Origin of the sequence: Bacteroides sp. An269 (assembly GCF_002159755.1) — a bacterium.
Classification (GTDB): Bacteria; Bacteroidota; Bacteroidia; order Bacteroidales; family Bacteroidaceae; genus Phocaeicola; species Phocaeicola intestinalis.
This window is the reverse complement of the sequence record NZ_NFJG01000176.1, coordinates 1-5381: the sequence shown is the minus strand read 5'-3', so window position 1 is coordinate 5381 and position 5381 is coordinate 1. Positions and strand designations below refer to the sequence as shown.

Annotated in this window: 5 protein-coding genes; 1 reads left to right on the top strand and 4 read right to left on the bottom strand. The window is 43.7% G+C overall.

All coding sequences use genetic code 11. The features are described from left to right. Positions 1-334 (top strand): hypothetical protein (locus tag B5F71_RS20855; RefSeq protein WP_206423867.1); only part of this gene is annotated, 334 nt, incomplete at its 5' end. A gap of 252 nt (positions 335-586) precedes the next feature. Here the strand turns inward: B5F71_RS20855 and B5F71_RS18610 are convergent. The 4 genes from B5F71_RS18610 to B5F71_RS18595 all read right to left on the bottom strand — a co-directional run bounded on the left by B5F71_RS18610 (position 587) and on the right by B5F71_RS18595 (position 4583). Further along, entirely contained in the window at positions 587-1342 is a 756-nt protein-coding gene (locus B5F71_RS18610; protein WP_013618090.1) for a succinate dehydrogenase/fumarate reductase iron-sulfur subunit, read from the bottom strand. Positions 1343-1390: 48 nt separating this feature from the next. Next, positions 1391-1753, bottom strand: a complete 363-nt coding sequence (locus B5F71_RS18605; protein ID WP_087213313.1) for a four helix bundle protein — start codon at positions 1751-1753, stop codon at positions 1391-1393. 61 nt (positions 1754-1814) lie between these two features. Beyond that, positions 1815-3797: a fumarate reductase/succinate dehydrogenase flavoprotein subunit gene (locus B5F71_RS18600; protein WP_013618091.1), complete on the bottom strand. Its 1983-nt coding sequence runs from the start codon at positions 3795-3797 to the stop codon at positions 1815-1817. Between the two features lie 114 nt (positions 3798-3911). After that, positions 3912-4583 carry a succinate dehydrogenase/fumarate reductase cytochrome b subunit gene (locus tag B5F71_RS18595; RefSeq protein ID WP_087213311.1) on the bottom strand — a complete coding sequence of 224 codons (672 nt, stop codon included), beginning with the start codon at positions 4581-4583 and terminating at the stop codon, positions 3912-3914. Between the last annotated feature and the right edge of the window lie 798 nt (positions 4584-5381).

The window sequence follows — 5381 nt, the reverse complement described above, 5'->3', positions numbered from 1 at the left end:
ATCTGACGAAGAACAGGAGCGAAAAGGACCAAAAAATCGCCCAAAGCACACACGAAAACAGATACATCAAGCCAAGAAAAACTTTTTGGAGAAATTCAAAACAGCTTCTCAAGATAAGGAGTTATTCCAGGGAGTTAAAGGGAGTGAGAAGCCAATACTTTTACTAATGGAAACCCTAACAGAACCATTGTCCTTTAACTCCTGTGAGCGAAGCGAGCATAACTCCTTTTTATGCCATTGGCATTTTGCAGATATTCAGAAACTGTTCCCAAGAACAAAAAAAATGGGAGAACGCTTTCTCCCAACCTTGTTAACCTTAAATCTAATACTATGAAAAAAATCACTTTGCAAATATAGTCATTCAGCTTGATTCTTCCAACATTATACAAGGATATTACAAATAGTTTAAAATTCTTTTGCATAGCTCCCGGACATTCATAAAAAACGAGTTGACAAGAAGACTTGGATTTAAATCCTTATCAACTTGTCAACCCGCCAAATATCCAGTGCCTGGTACCTAGTATCTAGTACCTAGTCAACTAGTACCTAGTCAACTAGTCACCTAGCCTCTGGCACCTAAAAATCATCAGTCTTTCAGTTTTGCCTTGATGAAGTCGCGGTTCAAACGAGCGATGTTGCTGATTGAAACGTTCTTCGGACATTCAGCTTCACAAGCACGGGTATTGGTACAGTTACCGAAGCCCAGTTCGTCCATCTTGGCAATCATGGCTTTCGCACGGCGCAAAGCTTCCGGTTTACCTTGCGGCAACAGATTCAGCTGGCTAACCTTTGCTGATACGAACAGCATTGCCGAACCGTTCTTACAAGCAGCTACACATGCGCCACAACCGATACAAGAAGCAGCATCCATCGCTTCGTCAGCCACTTGTTTCGGAATCAGGATAGCATTGGCATCCTGAGGAGCGCCTGTACGTACACTGATGAAACCACCAGCCTGCATAATCTTGTCGTAAGCCGTACGGTCTACCATCAAGTCTTTGATAACCGGGAAACCAGCCGAACGCCACGGTTCAACGGTAATGACATCGCCATCGTGGAAACGGCGCATATAGAGCTGGCAGGTAGTAGCACCTGTTGCAGGTCCGTGCGGATGTCCGTTAATATACAGAGAACACATACCGCAGATACCTTCACGGCAATCGTGATCGAATACTACCGGTTCTTTACCAGCCTCAACCAACTGCTCGTTCAAGATATCCAGCATTTCCAGGAACGAAGTATCGCCCGGGATATCTTTCATCTGGAATGTATCGAAATGACCTTTTTCCTTCGGTCCGTTCTGACGCCAAATTTTCAGCGTAAATGATATATTTTTGTCCATTGTTTTTATTTTTAAGGTTACTAGGTACCAGGTACCAGGTAACTAGGTTTAAAATACAAATGACTTACGTTTGTTTATCAAAGCCGTCAACATTTTTATTATTTCACTGTTCATGCTGTCCAGCTCTTGATATTGTGCATCCGAAATATATGCAATATCCTTACAAATAAGAAGCTGCGTTTCCAATTCTGATGCAGATCCTAAAGCCATATATAGGAAATGAATCAACTCTTTATCATACCCTCTGCCGAATCCTTCTGCAATATTTGACGGAATCGATACGGCAGCACGGCGCATTTGGGAAGTGATTCCATATATTTCTTCTTTAGGGAAAGCCTGAGTTACCAAGTAAAGACACTTGACCATTTCCATACTTTTCTGCCAAACGACCAATTCTTTATGGGTCCTCATAAGCTTATACTATTTAAAACCTAGTCAACTAGTCAACTTGTACCTTGTCAACTGAAATTAATTAACTCTTATAATTTCTTGTCTGAACTTTAATAGCTTCGTAAACCAGCGGTTCCTTGTAGAGAACCGGAGCTTTATCATCCGAGCCTTGGTATTCCCAGCAAGATACATAGAAATAGTTGGCATCATCACGTTTTGCTTCACCTTCTTCTGTCTGGTATTCTTCACGGAAGTGACCGCCGCACGATTCGTTACGGTTCAATGCGTCGTATGCAATCAGTTCACCCATGGTGATGAAGTCGTTCAAGCGGATTGCCTTATCCAATTCTACGTTCAGACCTTCTTTCTTGCCCGGAATGAACAAGTTGGTTTCGAATTCCTTGCGGATATCTTTCAGCTTCGCAAGAGCAGTCTTCAGTCCGGCTTCGGTACGTCCCATACCTACGTATTCCCACATGATGTGGCCCAGTTCCTTGTGGATAGAATCTACCGAGCGTTTGCCCTGGATTCCCATCAGGTGGTCAATCTTAGCCTGGACAGCCTTTTCTGCTTCCTCAAATTCCGGCAAGTCGGTAGAGAAGCGGGGAACAGTGATTTGGTCTGCCAGATAGTTCTGGATGGTGTAAGGCAATACAAAGTAACCATCGGCAAGTCCTTGCATCAAGGCAGAAGCACCCAGACGGTTTGCACCGTGGTCGGAGAAGTTACATTCGCCGATAGCAAACAGACCCTTAATGGTAGTCTGCAATTCGTAGTCTACCCAGATACCACCCATGGTGTAGTGGATAGCCGGATAAATCATCATCGGGTTGTAATATTTCACGCCGTTGATTTCGTTTGCCAATTTGCCCGGGTTCACATCGGTGATTTCTTCGTACATATCGAAGAGGTTTCCGTAACGCTGGCGCACTACATCCAATCCCAGACGTTCGATACTTTCAGAGAAGTCGAGGAATACAGCCAAGCCGGTATTGTTGACACCGAAACCGTGGTCGCAACGTTCCTTAGCCGCACGGCTGGCAACGTCACGCGGAACCAAGTTACCGAATGCCGGATAACGGCGTTCCAGGTAATAGTCACGGTCTTCTTCCGGAATGTCACTGCCTTTCTTGGTACCAGCCTGCAAAGCCTTGGCATCTTCCAGCTTCTTCGGAACCCAGATACGTCCGTCGTTACGCAACGATTCAGACATCAAAGTCAACTTAGACTGCTTGTCGCCGTGTACCGGAATACAAGTCGGGTGAATCTGCACGTATGCCGGATTAGCGAAGAACGCACCTTTACGGTAGCAAGCCATTGCAGCCGAGCAGTTACATGCCATCGCATTGGTAGACAAGAAGTAAGTATTACCGTAACCACCGGTAGCGATAACTACAGCATGTGCAGCAAAACGTTCCAGTTTACCGGTTACCAGATTCTTGGCAATGATACCGCGGGCACGGCCGTCGATGATTACCACATCTTCCATTTCATAGCGAGTGTACAGCTTGACTGTGCCAGCACCTACCTGACGGCTCAATGCCGAGTAAGCCCCCAACAGCAACTGCTGTCCGGTCTGTCCTTTGGCATAGAATGTACGTGACACCTGTGCTCCACCGAACGAACGGTTTGCCAGCAGACCTCCATATTCGCGTGCGAAAGGTACACCCTGAGCCACGCATTGGTCGATGATGTTGTTCGAAACCTCAGCCAAACGATAAACGTTTGCCTCACGTGCACGATAGTCACCACCTTTTACAGTATCATAAAACAGACGATATACAGAGTCGCCATCGTTCTGATAATTCTTTGCAGCATTGATACCACCTTGAGCAGCGATAGAGTGAGCGCGGCGCGGAGAATCCTGAATACAGAAGTTAAACACACGGAAGCCCATTTCGCCCAAAGAAGCGGCTGCAGAAGCACCTGCAAGACCTGTTCCTACCACGATGATATCCAAACGACGTTTGTTGGCGGGGTTCACCAGTTTCTGGTGAGCTTTATAGTTGGTCCATTTTTCAGCTATCGGACCTTCAGGAATTTTAGAGTCGAGTATATTAGCCATAATTGTTTTCTTTTTTAGTTGACTAGGAACTAGTTGACTAGTTGACTAGGTTTTTTCATCCTTAATATAAAGTATCTGTAACCTAGTACCTAGACCTGTAACCTAGTGCCTACATTATAAATTCTTCACAAAAAATACTACCGCAACCAGCATGAAGCCCAGCACGATAATCGTAGAATAAATGTTAGAGATGCACTTCCAACGGTTGATCCAGATGGTGTTGTTCCAGCCCAATGTCTGCATAGAGCTCCAGAAACCATGAGTCAAGTGGAACCACAAAGCGCACAACCAAACGATGTACAGAACGAAGAATACCGGATTAGAGAAAGTCTGTACAATGTAACCGTAACCGTCGGTTGCTTCCAGACCGCCCATCATCGGATTGCCTATCAATTCGGCAAACATCATGTTGTACCAGAAGTTGAACAAGTGCAACAGCAAGCCCAGGATGACAATCACACCCAAAGCCAACATGTTCTGAGAAGCCCATTCCACAGTTTTAGGCTTTGCACTCACCGCATAACGTTCGTTACCACGTGCGGCACGGTTCAACATCGTCAGCCAGAAAGCGTAAACGATGTGAATTACAAACAAGGCAGCTAACGCCAAGGTACCTATCAAAGCGTACCAGTTAGTACCCAAGAATTCACATACTGTGTTATAACCTTCCGCCGAAAACAGTGCAACAAGGTTCATCAACATGTGAAATGTAAGAAACAGGACAAGGGCGATACCCGTTACGCTCATCACCACTTTCCTTCCAATAGATGAATTACTTAACCACATAAATGATTGAATTTAAATTATTTAATTGTTTGAACTAAAATATCCTCCAGTACGGTCTGTTACACGATGCAAAATTAGAAGATTTATTGAGATAACACAAGCGATTACGGAAATAATTCTTTAAATTCAATCAGATAATGTGTATTCTTTCCATAAAATAATCAGTTCATTGAACATTTCGCACTGTTTCTGTAGAGACGATGTGCACATCGTCTCTACTACATGGCATATACAAAATGCACAATTTCATACAGCGCATGGTTAAAAAGAAGCCATCTTCGGAACATTCAAAAAGGATAAGTTAAACTTTATTAATGTCCATTTTTCGTGACAAAATATAGTCCCAAACATTTCCATTAAGGCTGTTTATACATCTTTTTATGCCCGTTTCAGCGCAATTTCCTGACTACAAAACCGGCACATATCCGGCACATTTAGTTAACAAACCCTAATGCAATTCGAATACCTTCCTATAAATCAGCTGTTTACAAACAATCCGTCAGTAGCCGGCGCGGTTACAAGCCTGAGTTGAAACAGGCAGATACAAAAGGTAAAGCAGGACTTGCAAAGACCTGAGCTAGAACGATTTGAGTTTTTTAGAAACTGTTTTGAATTAATCCAAGAATAATGTTATGGGCATTATAATCAAATTCCAAAAGCCATTAAAATAATTGGGATTTCCAATTGGAATTGGATTATATTATCAATCCAGGCATCATCCTTTTATGGTTTCCATATCAAAACCGTACGTTCTCCAATTGAAAACCGTACGTTCTCGATATGGAAACCGTACGGTTT

Coding starts and splice junctions, on each gene's coding strand:
- B5F71_RS18610 (WP_013618090.1), bottom strand. CDS start 1,342: ATGGACAAAAATATATCATTTACGCTGAAAATTTGGCGTCAGAACGGA.
- B5F71_RS18605 (WP_087213313.1), bottom strand. CDS start 1,753: ATGAGGACCCATAAAGAATTGGTCGTTTGGCAGAAAAGTATGGAAATG.
- B5F71_RS18600 (WP_013618091.1), bottom strand. CDS start 3,797: ATGGCTAATATACTCGACTCTAAAATTCCTGAAGGTCCGATAGCTGAA.
- B5F71_RS18595 (WP_087213311.1), bottom strand. CDS start 4,583: ATGTGGTTAAGTAATTCATCTATTGGAAGGAAAGTGGTGATGAGCGTA.